The organism is Sphingomonas sp. (genome assembly GCF_036387535.1).
Lineage (GTDB): Bacteria > Pseudomonadota > Alphaproteobacteria > Sphingomonadales > Sphingomonadaceae > Sphingomonas_R.
Genome location: NZ_DASVTO010000148.1, coordinates 1 through 13,335, shown reverse-complemented (window position 1 = coordinate 13,335; position 13,335 = coordinate 1). Strand labels below are relative to the sequence as shown.

At 67.2% G+C, this 13,335-nt stretch carries 14 protein-coding genes; 6 read left to right on the top strand and 8 right to left on the bottom strand.

Translation table 11 applies throughout. From position 1 onward, the window contains the following. A partial coding sequence (locus VF649_RS13515; RefSeq protein ID WP_331012479.1) for a pyridoxal 5'-phosphate synthase occupies nucleotides 1-391 on the bottom strand: 391 nt, incomplete at its 3' end. A gap of 154 nt (nucleotides 392-545) precedes the next feature. Between VF649_RS13515 and VF649_RS13510 the strand changes: the two genes are divergently transcribed. The 5 genes from VF649_RS13510 to VF649_RS13490 all read left to right on the top strand — a co-directional run bounded on the left by VF649_RS13510 (nucleotide 546) and on the right by VF649_RS13490 (nucleotide 5,119). After that, a complete protein-coding gene (locus VF649_RS13510) occupies nucleotides 546-1,499 on the top strand; it encodes a DnaJ C-terminal domain-containing protein (RefSeq protein WP_331012477.1) in 954 nt (317 codons plus the stop codon). 80 nt (nucleotides 1,500-1,579) lie between these two features. Beyond that, nucleotides 1,580-2,530, top strand: a complete 951-nt coding sequence (locus tag VF649_RS13505; protein WP_331012478.1) for a YihY/virulence factor BrkB family protein — start codon at nucleotides 1,580-1,582, stop codon at nucleotides 2,528-2,530. A 2-nt stretch (nucleotides 2,531-2,532) separates the two neighbouring features. Then, complete coding sequence (gene fabI, locus VF649_RS13500; RefSeq protein WP_331012476.1) at nucleotides 2,533-3,336, top strand: enoyl-ACP reductase FabI; 804 nt, start codon at nucleotides 2,533-2,535, stop codon at nucleotides 3,334-3,336. Nucleotides 3,337-3,492: 156 nt separating this feature from the next. After that, nucleotides 3,493-4,563 (top strand): chorismate synthase, encoded by a 1,071-nt coding sequence (gene aroC, locus VF649_RS13495; RefSeq protein WP_331012475.1) that lies wholly within the window; start codon nucleotides 3,493-3,495, stop codon nucleotides 4,561-4,563. Nucleotides 4,564-4,678: 115 nt separating this feature from the next. Next, the gene (locus tag VF649_RS13490; protein WP_331012474.1) at nucleotides 4,679-5,119 is read left to right on the top strand and encodes a hypothetical protein; all 441 of its coding nucleotides are present in this window, start codon (nucleotides 4,679-4,681) and stop codon (nucleotides 5,117-5,119) included. Between the two features lie 47 nt (nucleotides 5,120-5,166). Here VF649_RS13490 and VF649_RS13485 read toward each other — a convergent pair whose 3' ends face one another. The 7 genes from VF649_RS13485 to VF649_RS13455 form a co-directional block, all read right to left on the bottom strand. Further along, entirely contained in the window at nucleotides 5,167-5,838 is a 672-nt protein-coding gene (locus VF649_RS13485; protein ID WP_331012473.1) for a class I SAM-dependent methyltransferase, read from the bottom strand. Between the two features lie 154 nt (nucleotides 5,839-5,992). Beyond that, nucleotides 5,993-6,487: a hypothetical protein gene (locus VF649_RS13480; RefSeq protein ID WP_331012472.1), complete on the bottom strand. Its 495-nt coding sequence runs from the start codon at nucleotides 6,485-6,487 to the stop codon at nucleotides 5,993-5,995. Nucleotides 6,488-6,560: 73 nt separating this feature from the next. Continuing rightward, nucleotides 6,561-7,850 carry an adenylosuccinate synthase gene (locus tag VF649_RS13475; RefSeq protein WP_331012471.1) on the bottom strand — a complete coding sequence of 430 codons (1,290 nt, stop codon included), beginning with the start codon at nucleotides 7,848-7,850 and terminating at the stop codon, nucleotides 6,561-6,563. A gap of 54 nt (nucleotides 7,851-7,904) precedes the next feature. Next, entirely contained in the window at nucleotides 7,905-9,008 is a 1,104-nt protein-coding gene (locus VF649_RS13470) for an ATP phosphoribosyltransferase regulatory subunit (protein ID WP_331012470.1), read from the bottom strand. Further along, entirely contained in the window at nucleotides 9,005-9,481 is a 477-nt protein-coding gene (locus VF649_RS13465) for an endonuclease domain-containing protein (RefSeq protein WP_331012469.1), read from the bottom strand. Before VF649_RS13465 ends, VF649_RS13470 begins: the two co-directional genes overlap by 4 nt. 59 nt (nucleotides 9,482-9,540) lie before the next feature. Beyond that, entirely contained in the window at nucleotides 9,541-11,115 is a 1,575-nt protein-coding gene (gene serA / locus VF649_RS13460; RefSeq protein WP_331012468.1) for a phosphoglycerate dehydrogenase, read from the bottom strand. 127 nt (nucleotides 11,116-11,242) lie between these two features. Further along, complete coding sequence (locus VF649_RS13455; RefSeq protein WP_331012467.1) at nucleotides 11,243-12,364, bottom strand: phosphoserine transaminase; 1,122 nt, start codon at nucleotides 12,362-12,364, stop codon at nucleotides 11,243-11,245. 152 nt (nucleotides 12,365-12,516) lie between these two features. Between VF649_RS13455 and VF649_RS13450 the strand changes: the two genes are divergently transcribed. Further along, nucleotides 12,517-13,203: an EI24 domain-containing protein gene (locus VF649_RS13450; RefSeq protein ID WP_331012466.1), complete on the top strand. Its 687-nt coding sequence runs from the start codon at nucleotides 12,517-12,519 to the stop codon at nucleotides 13,201-13,203. Nucleotides 13,204-13,335: the final 132 nt, after the last annotated feature.

Genomic DNA, 13,335 nt, shown 5'->3' with positions numbered 1-13,335 from the left:
CTTCGAACGTCGCGCGACTGTCGCGCGGGCGCGATTGTTCCGAGGCCCAGGCGCCGAGCTGCGAATCGCGGCCACGGGTGGCGAAATAGGCATCGCCCTCCGCATCCGCGACGCGGGTCACCGCGCCTTCGATTCGGATCTGGCGGCGGAGCGATTTCCAGTGAAAGGTGAGCGCGGCCACCTGCGTCGCGAGCAGGTCGCCTGCCTTGCGGCCTTCGAGATTGGTATAAAAGACAAAACCGGCATCATGCCCCTTCAGCAGGACCATGCGCGCGGAAGGACGACCGTCCGGCGCCACGGTTGCCAAGCACATCGCATCCGGGTCATTGGGTTCGGCGGCCCTGGCTTCGGTGAACCAGGCATCGAACAGGGCATGCGGGTCGGTTGTCATGATGGTCCGGCGTATAGCCCAAGCCCATGAGGATTTCGATGGGGTTGGCGAACCGCCGGGGACCATGCTCTTGTGAGGGGCAGAATGGCGTCCCATCTGGTCGTTGTAAATCGGCAACAGTTGGCCTTTGATGGAAAGGGCGCGAAAGGGGCGCATGGCGGATCTCTATTCACGGCTGAATGTGGCGCGCGGCGCGACCGATGCGGACATCAAGAAGGCATATCGCAAGCTTGCCAAGGAGCTGCATCCCGATCGCAATCGCGATAATCCGAAGGCGTCGGAACGCTTTTCGGAGGTGACGCAGGCCTATGACCTGCTGTCCGACAAGGACAAGCGCGCGCAATATGACCGCGGCGAGATCGACGAGAATGGTCAGCCCAAGGCGGCGTTCGGCTATGGCGGCGGCAATCCTTTCGGCGGGGCGGCGCAGGGCGGGTTCCGACGGCCGGGCGCGGGCGGCTATGGCGGGACGACCGCGGAGAGCAGCGATTTTGGCGATATCTTCGAAGGGCTGTTCGGTGGACGGCGCGGCGCCAGCGGGCCGGCGGGCGGGTTCGGCGCGCGGCGGTCGCCGCCGGCGAAGGGCGCGGATGTCGCCTATAAGCTGTCGGTATCGCTGGAGGATGCCGCATCGCTGGCGCCGCAGCGCGTGACGCTGGCGTCGGGCAAGGCGATCGACCTGAAGCTGAGCGTGGATGCGGTCGACGGCAAGCCGATGCGGCTGAGTGGGCAGGGCGAGGAGGGACCGGCGGGCCGCGGCGACGCGATCGTGACGATCGAGATCGACAAGCACCGGTTCTACACGCGCGACGGGGAGGATATCCGACTGACGCTGCCGATCACGCTGGAGGAGGCGGTGCTGGGCGCGACGGTGCGGGTGCCGACGGTCGACGGCCCGGTCAACCTGACGGTGCCGCGCGGATCGACATCGGGCAAGACGTTGCGCTTGAAGGAGCGCGGGTTCCACAAGAAAGGCGGCGGGCGCGGATATCAATATGTCATGCTGGCCATCGATCTCCCCGGGGACGATGCCGAATTGATCGCCTTTGCCGAGAAGCGGCAGGCGGCGGGCGCGACACGCAACCCACGGACCGGGCTGGGCGTATAGACCGTTCGACCCGCATCCCTGCGGAGCGACGGGGGACGATGGTGACCGATACCCAGAGGGATCGCATGCAGATGGCCGCGATGGGCGATATATCCCCGCAGTCGCCGGAGGCACGCGCACGGCGCAAACATGGATTGGGACGGCAGATCGACAAGGTAAAACCCGGCACCTATCCGTTCGAGGTGCTGAAGCGCGTCGGCGTCGGCGTCTATTCCGACGGGTTCATCCATGCCGGCAACATCGCGTATCTGGCGTTGCTGACGCTGTTCCCGTTCTTCATCGTGGCGCTGGCCGTGGCATCGATCCTGGGGCGCAGCGACGACGGGTTGCGCACGGTCAATTCATTCCTGGAAACGCTGCCGAACGGGGTTGCCGACCTGTTGCGCGAACCGATCCTGCAGGTGCTGAAGGCGCGGACCGGGTCCCTGCTGTGGCTGGGTGCGCTGGTCGGGTTGTGGACGGTGGGATCGTTCATCGAAACGATCCGCGACATCCTGCGCCGGGCCTATGGCACCACGTTCAGCCAGCCATTCTGGCATTACCGGCTGGGATCGGTCGCGATCATCATCGGATCGGTCGTGCTGGCGCTGATCTCCTTCGTGGCACAAGGCGTGCTGACCGCAGCGGAACAGTTCATCTATCGCCTGATCCCGGTAGCGCAGAATGTGGCGGGCTGGATCGGGCTATCGCGGCTGGTGCCGGCGGCCCTGATGTTCGGCGCGCTGTACCTGCTGTTCCTGACGCTGACCCCGTCCAAATATCGCTATGGGGCATGCCCGAAATGGCCGGGCGCGTTGCTGGTAACGCTATGGTGGCTGGGCACCACCGCATTGTTGCCGGTGTTGCTGGCGTCGCTGGGCGGCTATGAGCCGACCTATGGCGGGCTGGCGGGGACGATCGTGGCGCTGTTCTTCTTCTGGACGGTGGGGCTGGGGATCGTGGTGGGCGCGCATCTGAACGCGGCACTGGCGGAAACAGTGGTTCCGGAGCTAGAGGGGGCGGCCGTCGATGACGCGACGCCGAAGGAGTGACAATGGCCGGACTGATGGATGGGAAGCGCGGGCTGATCATGGGATTGGCCAATGACCGCTCGCTGGCCTGGGGCATTGCCAAGGCGTTGCGCGCCCAGGGGGCGGACCTGGCCTTCACCTATCAGGGGGATGCGTTGTTGCGCCGGGTGAAGCCGCTGGCTGCCGAAGTCGGGTCCGATTTCCTGGTGGAATGTGACGTGTCCGACATGGCGGCGCTGGATGCCAGTTTCGCGCAGGTGGCGGAACGCTGGCCGACGATCGACTTCGTCGTGCATGCCATCGGCTTTTCCGACAAGACCGAACTGCGCGGCCTGTATGTCGATACCAGTCTCGACAATTTCCTGATGACGATGAACATCTCCGCCTATTCGTTCGTGGCGGTGACCCGGCGCGCGCGTGCGATGATGCCGGAAGGCGGGTCGATCCTGACGCTCAGCTATTATGGCGCGGAGAAGGTGGTGCCGCATTATAACGTGATGGGCGTGGCGAAGGCGGCGCTGGAAGCCAGCGTCAAATATCTTGCGATGGACCTCGGGCCGGAAAAGATCCGCGTGAATGCGATTTCGGCCGGGCCGATCAAGACCCTGGCGGCGAGCGGGATCGGCGATTTCCGCTACATTCTGAAATGGAACGAACTGAATGCGCCATTACGTCGCAACGTGACGATCGACGATGTCGGCGGCGCCGGCGTGTATCTGCTGTCCGACCTGGCATCGGGCGTGACCGGCGAGATCCACCATGTCGACGCGGGGTACAATGTGATCGGGATGAAGGCCGAGGACGCGCCGGACATCGCATTGGCGTGACGATCATTCTCCCTCTCCCCCAGGGAGAGGGAAGGGGCCCGCGGCATCGCCGTGGGAAGGGTGAGGACAGGGTTGCGGCGGGGTAGTCGGCCTCACCCTCCCACCGCCAAGCGGCGGTGGGGCCCTCCCTCTCCCGCCGGGAGAGGGTTAAAGGTCATGAGCTTCAACACATTCGGCCGATTGTTTCGGTTCACGACCTGGGGCGAGAGCCATGGGGTAGCCTTGGGCGCGGTTGTCGACGGGTGCCCGCCCGGGCTGGCGCTGAACGAGGCGGACATCCAGCCGTGGCTGGACAAACGCCGGCCCGGCACGTCGCGGTTCACGACGCAGCGGCGGGAGCCGGACGTGGTGCGCATCCTGTCGGGTGTGTATGAAGGGCGGACGACGGGGACGCCGATCAGCCTGATGATCGAGAATGTCGACCAGCGATCCAAGGACTATGCCAATGTCGCGGTCGCCTATCGTCCCGGCCATGCCGACTACGCCTATGACGCAAAATACGGGTTTCGTGATCCGCGTGGTGGCGGACGATCGTCCGCGCGCGAAACGGCGGCGCGGGTGGCCGCAGCGGCGGTGGCGCGTGCGGTGATCCCGGAGGTGCGGATCCGTGCCTATCTGACCGAGATCGGTGGCGATGCGATCGACCGTGCCGCGCACGACGATGCCGAGATCGATCGCAATCCGTTCTTCTGCCCCGATCCTGCGGCGGCGGCCCGGTGGGAAATGCTGGTCGATGCCGCGCGCAAGGCGGGATCATCGCTGGGCGCCGTGGTCGAATGCGTGGCAACCGGTGTGCCGGCAGGGTGGGGGGCGCCGCTTTATGCCAAGCTGGACGGGGAACTGGCGAGCGCGATGATGAGCATCAACGCAGTCAAGGGCGTCGAGATCGGCGACGGGTTTGCGGCCGCCCGGCTGCGCGGTGAGGATAATGCCGATGCGATGCGCCCGGGGCAGGACGGCCGGCCATTGTTCCTGGCGAACCATGCCGGCGGGATCGCGGGCGGCATCGCCACGGGGCAGCCGGTGGTCGTGCGCGTCGCGCTGAAACCGACATCGTCGATCCTGACGGCGGTCGAGACGATCGACCGGACAGGCGCGGCCGCGGAAATCGCCACGAAGGGCCGGCATGATCCCTGTGTCGGGATACGGGCGGCGCCAGTGGTGGAAGCGATGATGGCGCTAGTCCTGGCAGACCAGAAACTGCTCCACCGTGGACAGATCGGCTGATGCCGGGATGTCATGCAAAAATATCGATGAATAGCATCACTTTATAAGACGAGCTGAGCGTCCATGTTCGCCGATGTGCGTTGGTACAAGTACAGTATCACGAGAGGACGCTAACATGAAGAACTATCATTTGATTGCTGCACTTGTTGCACTTGCTCCGACTGCTGTGTTCGCGCAGGCGACAGGCCAGTCCGGCGGAACGGCGGGTGGCGGCATGACATCCGGAACACAGGGTGGTTCCGCCGGATCCAGCATGGGCACGCAGTCCGGAACGGGCATGGGAACGACGGGGTCGGGTTCGACCGGCGCCGGTTCCACGACCGATCCGACGATGTCCGGATCGACGACGTCCGGATCGTCCACTGGCGCGACGGGCAGCATGGGCGGTACCGGCGGAACGGCCGGAACGATGGGCAGCAGCACCGGCGACTCATCGGCGGCCAGCGGGTCGACGACCGGGAACACGTCGGCCACCGCGACCGGAACCGGGTCCAACGGCTCCGCCACCGGCACCACGACGACGCGTCACAAGCGGGGCAGCAAGCCGCGGATCTAAGGTCCCACATATGTGGAAAGGGCGGCTGCACGGCCGCCCTTTTTCCGTCAGCGTCGTATGCCGACCAGTGTTCCTGCCGTGTTGTCGACGCGGTGGAAATTGAATTGTGGCCATTCCCGGCGCCAGCGGCGCGCCACCAGCCGTTCGCCGGGCCGAGCGGCATCGTCCAGCAGCACCGCCCCACCCGATGGAATACGATCGAACAGCGTCGCGGCCGCACCACGCACCATGGGATGCAGGAACCAGGGCGGCCCGTCGACGATCAGCAGGTCGATCCGGTCGGGCAGCGGAACCGGGGCATACCAGGCGCCGGGCCACCCCGTGTCCTGATAATCGAGCGGTGCGGCACGGACCTCCGCCTCCAGCCCGCGATCGGCGATCAGACGGCGGGTTGCGTCCGCAAACTGCTCGCTGCCGTCGATGCTGACGAGCCGGCCGCCGCCAATCCGATCCAGGCAGTGCGCCGCGACCAGCGTGCTGGTGCCGCCGCCCAGTTCCACCACCGTTTGCGGGCGACGATCCAGGATATGACCGGCGATGATGTTGAGGAAATCCGCATCCGCGCGCCAGCTGCCGAGATCGGGCAGCGCGTCGTCGTCAAGACCGGTGCGGGCCAGCAGGGCGGCGCGGGCGGCTGGGCCGCCGTCCCCCAGGCTTTTCAACAGCCAAGGCCAGCCGACCGCGCCAGCCGCGCCCACCGCAAGCCATTCGTTGAGCATGCGGAGCGCGGATCGCAGGCGATCGGCATCAAGGATCGGGATCAGTCGTGCGATATCTGCGGGCAGGGAAATGGAAGCCTCCGTCGTCGCACGCGCCTGGGCGAGCGATGAAGCGGGCCGGCGCGTGCGTCAACCCCGTTGCGGCCGGACGGGTTCAGGCACGCGCCGATGGTCGATGCAGGCGCCAACCGATCCAGCCGATCGCCGCATAGGCCAGCAGCGCGGACCAGCCGCCCGGTACGCGGTACAGATAGACCAAGCCGAGCAGCAGCGCCGCGATCACCACCGCGCCCTGCATCGGGGGCGCGAAGAGGGTTTCGACCAGCCGGCCGAACAGCCAGCCGCCAGCCAGTGCATTGACCGCCAGCCAGAGGTAGGACCAGCCGCCGAGCGAGCCGTACAGCGGCAGCTTGATCGTGGCATAGCCCGTCATGGCGGCGGGGAAGGCATCCGCCGCGAGATGGAAGCCGAGCCCGAGCGCGAGGCCGGCGGCGACGGGGTGAAGCCAGCGGCGGGCGAGTGCCGGCAGGGCGGGCAGGAGTCCGTGGGTGAGCGCGCTGCGGTGATGGAGCAGCGGCAGATGCTGATCGAGATCGGGCAGGGTCAATCCGGCGCCGGCAGCGAGCGCAAGCGCAGCGACCGCCGCCACCGGCCAGGACAGGCGCGCCGCGCCCCGACCGACGGCGATGGCCGCGATCAGCAGGGCGAGCGCGGCGATGCCGTCAGTCCTGGAAGGGATCGCGGACCAGAATGGTGTCCTCGCGTTCCGGGCTGGTGGACACGAGCGCCACCGGGCAGCGGATCAGTTCTTCGACGCGGCGGATGTACTTGATCGCCTGCGCCGGCAGGTCGGCCCAGCTGCGGGCGCCCGCAGTCGATTGCGACCAGCCTTCGATCGTCTCGTAGATCGGCCGCACCCGCGCCTGATCGTTCGGATGCGGGGGGAGATAGTCGTAATGGCGACCGTCGAGATCATAGCCGGTGCAGATCCGCAGTTCCTCGAACCCGTCGAGCACGTCCAGCTTGGTGAGCGCGATTCCGGTGATACCGGAAACAGCCGCCGATTGCCGCACCAGCACCGCATCGAACCAGCCGCAGCGGCGTTTGCGGCCGGTGACGGTGCCGAATTCATGACCGCGTGTCCCGAGGCGCGTGCCGGTCTCGTCCTCCAGCTCGGTCGGGAACGGGCCGGAGCCGACGCGGGTGGTATAGGCCTTGACGATGCCCAGCACGAAGCCGGGCGCGGCGGGGCCGAGGCCGGAGCCGGAGGCGGCGGTGCCGGCGACCGTGTTGGACGAGGTGACGAACGGATAGGTGCCGTGATCGACATCCAGTAGCACGCCCTGCGCGCCTTCGAACAGGATGCGCTTGCCCTGCGCGCGGGCGTCGCCCAGCGTGCGCCAGACCGGCTTGGCATAAGGCAGGATGATGTCGGCGATCTCGGCCAGATCGGCGAGCAGGGCGGCGCGATCGATCGGGGGTTCGCCGAAGCCGGCGCGCAGCGCGTCATGATGGGCGAGCAGGCGATCGAGCTGCGGTCCGAGATCGTCCAGATGGGCGAGATCGCAGACGCGGATCGCGCGGCGGCCGACCTTGTCCTCATAAGCCGGACCGATGCCGCGGCGGGTGGTGCCGATCTTGCCCGCGCCCGACGCATCCTCGCGCAGCCCGTCGAGGTCGCGGTGGAAGGGGAGAATCAGCGGGCAGGTTTCGGCGATGTGCAGATTGTCGGGGGTGATGGCGACGTCCTGCGCCGCCAGTTTGGCGACCTCGTCCCGGAAATGCCAGGGATCGAGCACGACGCCGTTGCCGATCACCGACAGCGTGCCGCGAACGATGCCCGAGGGGAGCAGCGATAGCTTGTAGGTCTTGCCCGAAACCACCAGCGTGTGTCCGGCATTATGGCCGCCCTGGAACCGCACGACGACATCGGCGCGTTCCGCCAGCCAGTCGACGATCTTGCCCTTGCCTTCATCGCCCCACTGGGCGCCGATGACGGTGACGTTGGCCATGGACTCTTCGCTTTCGAGATGATGGGGTCCGAACGGACGATAGCGCCCTGCCCCTTAGAGCGGCGTGGGCGATCCGCCAACCATGCGGTGCGTGCAGCCGACGGGTTCGTCGGTGGCGGTCAGCGCGGCCACCGTGATCCAGCCATCGCGGCGGAGCGTGCGAGCGGCGGCGGGATCGGTGCCGAGCGGCAGGAATATGCGACGCGCGGGTTCCTGGCCCAGCCCGGCATCGACCAGCGGATCGATGTAGAGCGAGAAGCCGACCGCGGGTTCCTCCGCGCCGTCGGCATGCATGATCGCGTAGGAGCCACCGCGACCGACCTCGCCACGCAGGCCCTCCGCGAACAAGGAGAAGCCGATCAGGCTTTGATATTCGAAGCCGTGGCGTTCGGTAGGATCGAGCGTGAAGGCAACGCGGCCGTCGAAGGCGGCGGCGATGGCGGTGATCGCATCCAGCCGGCGATCGAGGATGTCCCACCGGCTGAACGCGCGCAGCCGGGCGAGCGCGGAGGCGAGCGGGCCGGCGGCCTCGATCAGCGGCAGATAGGCCAGCGCGCCGATCGCGGGCAGCGCACCGGCATCCTTGGCATCCAGCGCGCCGCGCAGATCGCCCAACCGTTCGGGCGCGATCGGCAGCGCGTCGGCGGCCAAGGTTTCGATCAGGTCGGGCAGCGTCAGATCGATGGTGATGGCGGTGACACCGGCCGCCTCCAGCGCCTCGATTGCGACGCGCAGGATTTCGACGATGGCGGGAATGGCATCGGTGCCGATCAGTTCGGCGCCAGCCTGCGTCAGTTCGCGTTCGGGGCGCAGTTGCGTCGCGCGCAGTTTCAGGACCGGCCCGCCATAGGCCAGCCGCAGCGGCCGTGGGCGGTGGCCCATGCGTGTGGCGGCGATGCGGCCGACCTGGCCGGTGATGTCGGGGCGCAGCGCCAGCGTGCGTTGCGACACCGGATCAACGAAGCGCAGCAGATCCTGACGCCGGGCGGATTTCAGCCGGCCGACCAGTTCCTCCTCATATTCCGCGAGCGGCGGCGAGACGCGGTCATAGCCATGGCGCCCGATCGCGACGATGATGCGGTGGAGCAGGCGCGACGCCGCCTCCGCCTGCGGCGGCAGGCGATCGCGCAGACCTTCGGGAAGGAGGCCGTTGGTCATTGGGAATCCTTGGGGTGTGATAGGTCGCGCAACCCCTCTCCCCAACCCTCTCCCCGGAGAGGAGAGGGGGCCGGTCGCGCCACGGTCTTCTGCTCCCTCTCCCCATCGGGGAGAGGGCCGGGGAGAGGGGGTGACGCAAGCGCTGCCATAATCGTCTCCATCACGCCTTCCGCGTTGCGCATGACATCGGCATTAGAGAATCGCAGGACATGGTAGCCCAACGTTTCCAGGTCAGCGGTTCGGCGGGCGTCATACGCGACTTGATGGGCATGTGTATCCCCGTCCAGTTCGATGGCGAGTTTCAAGCTGCGTGCAGCGAAATCCAGGATGTATCGACCGACCGGCACCTGACGGCTGAACTTGACGTCGAACAGACGGTGGGCACGGAGGAGGGTCCATAGCGCCTGTTCGGGTGAGGATTGGTGCGTGCGCATCGTCTTTGCGCGTGCCGTCAGTGTTGCATCGCGCTTCACGGTTGCATCCCCCCTTCCCAACCCTCTCCCCGGAGGGGAGAGGGTTCATTCTGCCGCTCCTAGAAGCGCAGCGTCGTGGCAAGCTTCACGCCGGGGAGCGCCTTCACCTGCGCCAGAACCGCATCGGGGACGCCCGAATCGACCGAGAGCAGCAGCACCGCTTCGCCACCGGCGGCGCGGCGGCCGAGGTGGAAGGTTCCGATGTTGATGCCGGCCTCGCCCAGCGTGCTGCCGAGCCGGCCGATGAAGCCGGGCGCGTCCTCGTTGACGACATAGAGCATGGTGCCGGCCAGATCGGCCTCGATCTTCACGCCGAAGATCTCGACCAGGCGTGGTTGTGCGTTGGCGAACAAGGTGCCGGCGACCGAGCGCTGCCCCTCCGGCGTGGTGACGGTGACGCGGACCTGGGTGTTGTAATCACCTTCCCGGTCATGGCGGACCTCACGGACGTCGAGGCCGCGTTCCTTGGCGAGGAAGGGCGCGTTCACCATGTTCACCGTGTCGGAATAGACACGCATCAGCCCGGCCAGCACCGCGCCGGTGATCGGTTTCTGGTTGAGTTCGGCGGCCGCGCCCTCGACCTCGATCGAGACCGCGTCGATGCGGGTTTCCAACTGGCCGACCAGGCTGCCGAGGCGTTCGGCCAGCGCCATATAGGGCTTGAGCTTGGGCGCTTCCTCCGCCGACAGGCTGGGCATGTTGAGCGCGTTGGTGACGCCGCCCGACATCAGGAAGTCAGCCATCTGTTCCGCGACCTGGATCGCGACATTGACCTGCGCCTCCGTGGTGGACGCGCCAAGATGCGGGGTGGAGATGAAATTGGGCGTGCCGAACAAGGGCGATGCCTTGGCCGGTTCCTCCACGAACACGTCGAGGGCAGCGCCGCCGACCTGGCCGCTGTCGAGTGCGGCCTTCAGCGCGACTTCGTCGATCAGGCCGCCGCGCGCGCAATTGATGATGCGGACGCCCTTCTTGGTCTTCGCCAGTGCTTCGGCCGACAGGATGTTGCGGGTGCTATCGGTGAGCGGAGTATGGAGCGTGATGAAATCCGCGCGGGCGAGCAGTTCGTCGAGCGTGACCTTCTCGATCCCCAGCTCGATGGCGCGCTCGGGGGTAAGAAACGGATCGAAGGCGACGACCTTCATCTTCAGTCCACGGGCGCGGTCGGCGACGATCGAACCGATATTTCCGGCACCGATCAGGCCCAGCGTCTTCGACGTCAGTTCGACGCCCATGAAGCGGTTCTTCTCCCACTTGCCGGCCTGGGTCGAGGCGTCGGCCTCCGGCAACTGGCGCGCGAGCGCGAACATCAGCGCGATGGCATGTTCGGCGGTGGTGATCGAGTTGCCGAACGGCGTGTTCATGACGACGACGCCGGCGGCGGACGCGGCGGGGATGTCGACATTATCGACGCCGATGCCGGCGCGGCCGACGACCTTGAGATTGGTGGCGGCGGCCAGGACGTCCCTGGTCACCTTGGTCGAGGAGCGGATGGCGAGGCCGTCATAGCCGCCGATCATCGCGATCAGCTCTTCCTTGGTCTTGCCGGTGATCTCGTCGACCTCGACCCCGCGTTCGCGGAAGATCTGGGCGGCGCGGGGGTCCATTTTATCGGAGATGAGGACTTTGGGCATGGGTGGGCTTTCTGAAGAGAATTCGTCATCCCGGCGCAGGCCGGGATCTCGCCTGGGCTTGGGATGAGCGCTTTATCTGAGGGAGATCCCGGCTTTCGCCGGGATGACGGGGTCGGTAGGGAGGTCTTTAAACGGCGCTGGCCTGGGCGAAGGCCCAGTCGAGCCAGGGGCCGAGCGCTTCGATGTCCGCGGTGTCGACGGTGGCGCCGCACCAGATGCGGAGGCCAGGCGGCGCGTCGCGGTAGCCGCCGATGTCGTAGGCGGCGCCTTCGGACTCGAGCAGCGCCACCATCTTCTTGAGGACCGCCTCGTCGGTGGCGACGGTCAGGCAGACGCTGGTCCGGGAGCGGATCGCGGGATCGGCGGCGAGATGGCCGAGCCAGTCGCGATCGGAAACGATCCTGTCGAGCGCGGCGGCGTTGGCATCGGAACGGGCGATGAGCGCATCGGCACCACCCAGCGACTTGCCCCATTCGAGCGCGAAGATCGCATCCTCGACCGCGAGCATCGAAGGGGTGTTGATCGTCTCGCCCTTGAACACGCCTTCGGCCAGCTTGCCCTTGGATACCAGGCGGAACACCTTGGGCAGCGGCCAGGCGGGGGTATGGGTTTCGAGCCGTTCGACCGCGCGCGGGCCGAGGATCAGGACGCCGTGCGCGCCTTCGCCGCCCAAGACCTTTTGCCAGCTGAAGGTCGCGACGTCGATCTTCGTCCAGTCGATGTCATAGGCGAACACGCCCGAGGTGGCGTCGGCGAAGGACAGCCCCTCGCGATCGGCGGGAATCCAGTCGGCGTTCGGCACGCGCACGCCGCTGGTGGTGCCGTTCCAGGTGAAGAGGACGTCGGTCGACCAGTCGACGGCGGCGAGATCGGGCAGCTGGCCATAGTCGGCGCGGATCACGGTCGGGTCGATCTTGAGCTGCTTGACCGCATCGGTCACCCAGCCTTCGCCGAAGCTTTCCCAGGCCAGTGCGGTGACGGGCCGCGCGCCGAGCATCGTCCACATCGCCATTTCATAGGCGCCGGTGTCGGAGCCGGGGACGATGCCGATACGGTGGGTATCGGGCAGGCGCAGCATCTCGCGCATCAGGTCGATGCAATAGTGCAGGCGCGTCTTGCCGATCTTCGACCGGTGCGAACGGCCCAGTGATTGCGTGTCGAGTTTGGAAGCGTCCCAGCCGGGCGGTTTTGCGCAGGGGCCGGACGAGAAAAACGGACGCGCAGGGCGCGCATCGGGACGTGCAGTCATATAGTCTCTCCTCACAGAGAGCACGCGCCGCGTTGGGACGGCGTGGCCCGCCGCGGGGTCTACGGGCAATCGCCCCCAAGTCAAGCGACCTTTCGGACCCGCGCGCGACCGATGGGGTGACGGCCCGCCGCGCGGCGGGCTAAGGCACTGTGATGATAGGCGCGTTCCTTCTGGCCCTGCGGCAACTGCGCGATCCCGCGATCCTGCGCGTGGTGATCGGATCGGTGGCGGTGACGCTGCTGATCTTCGTGGCGGGGGGATATGGGCTGTATCGCTGGCTGGAGTCGGCGGATGTCTGCGTGGGTGCGGGCGCGGTGGCGCTGTGCACGCGCGACCTGGCCGGGCTCGGCACGGTCGCGGTGGAGGTGCTGGCGCTGTGGTTCCTGTTCCCCGCCGTCGCGATTGGCGTGACCGGGGCCTGGTCGGACAGCGTGGTCGCGGCGGTGGAGCGGCGCCATTATCCGGCGGCGGCAAGCGCGGCGCGGCCGCCGGGTTGGGGGCGGAGTGTTGCGATGGGGCTGCGATCGGCGGGGCGGCTGATCGGCTATAATGTGGTCGCGCTGCCCTTCTACATCCTGTTGATCGTTACCGGAGTTGGGCCGTTCCTGCTGGCGCTGGCGGTCAACGGCGTCGTGCTGGGACGCGACCTGTGGGAGATGGTGGCGGCGCGGCACATGGCATCCGCCGCGATAAAGCGGGAACTGGGCGAAACCCGGCCGGTCCGGCTGGGCCTGGGGCTTGTCGCGGCCGTGCTGTTCGTGGTTCCGGTCGTCAATCTGATCGCCCCGATCCTGGGCGCGGCGATGGCAACCCACCTGTACCACCGGAGGCGGCGATGAGGAAAACGGCGAGGCTGGCGGCGGCGGCGGGACTGGCGGCGCTGGCGGGATGCGCGACCGCGCCGCCCGCACCCCGGCCGACCGCAGAGCGGGCATTGCCGCCCGTGCCGGCGGTCAACCCGGCCGGGTTGG